Here is a 1,107-nt window from a genome sequence, read left to right on the forward strand (position 1 = left end):
CTTATGTTTTCTTCTGTTTCTATATCAAATATATGTGCCTTACTTGTATCAAAGTAAAATCTCTCTGTACCTTGCTTCCTTCTTTCTATTAAGCCATCTACATTCATTCTACATGTTAACTGTTTACCTGATAACTTAAAGTAGATATACTCCTCATTTCCCATCTGTTCTACTACTGATATCTCCCCTAGTTGAGTATAGCTACTCTCTTCTTCCGTTGTATATATATTCTCTGGTCTTATCCCAAATATTACTCTCTTTCCTATATAACCTTTTACCTTATCTGCCTTAATAGGATCTATCTCTATCTTTGATCCATTTATATCTATAAATGTCTTCTCTCCTATTTTAACTAACTCTCCTTCTAATAAGTTCATCGTCGGTGATCCTATAAAACCTGCTACAAATTTATTTGCTGGTCTATGATATAGGTTTAAAGGTGTGTCTACCTGCATTATTCTTCCCAACTTTAATACTGTTATCCTATCTCCCATTGTCATTGCTTCTACTTGATCATGCGTTACATATATCATTGTTGTCTTTAACTCTTTATGTAATTGTGTTATCCTAACACGCATTGATACTCTTAATTTTGCATCTAGGTTTGATAATGGTTCATCAAATAAGAATACTTTGGGTTCTCTTACTATTGCACGTCCTAAGGCTACTCTTTGTCTTTGTCCTCCTGACATCTCCTTTGGTTTTCTATCTAATAGCTCTGTTATCTCTAATTTCTCTGCTGCTTCTTTTACTCTTCTATCTATCTCTTCTTTTGGTGTCTTCTTTAGTTTTAATCCAAATGCCATATTTTCATATACACTCATATGTGGATATAGGGCATAGTTTTGAAACACCATTGCTATCCCTCTATCTTTTGGTGGTACATCATTTACTAATGTATCTCCTATATATATTTCTCCTCCTGTTATATCTTCTAGTCCTGCTATCATTCTTAGTGTCGTTGATTTTGCACATCCTGATGGCCCTACAAATACCATGAACTCTCCATCTCTTATTTCTAAATCTATTCCATGTACAGCCTTAAATCCATTCGGATATTGTTTCTCTACCTTATTTAATTTTACTTCTGCCATTTATTCTCTCCTA

The 1,107-nt window shown here is 33.6% G+C and carries 1 protein-coding gene; it reads right to left on the reverse strand.

The genetic code is table 11. The features are described 5' to 3' along the window. The coding region (locus tag BUE91_RS06200; RefSeq protein WP_073508299.1) for an ABC transporter ATP-binding protein at positions 1–1,094 on the reverse strand (1,094 nt) is incomplete at its 3' end. Between the last annotated feature and the right edge of the window lie 13 nt (positions 1,095–1,107).

It is taken from the genome of Streptobacillus notomytis, from assembly GCF_001902585.1.
GTDB lineage: Bacteria > Fusobacteriota > Fusobacteriia > Fusobacteriales > Leptotrichiaceae > Streptobacillus > Streptobacillus notomytis.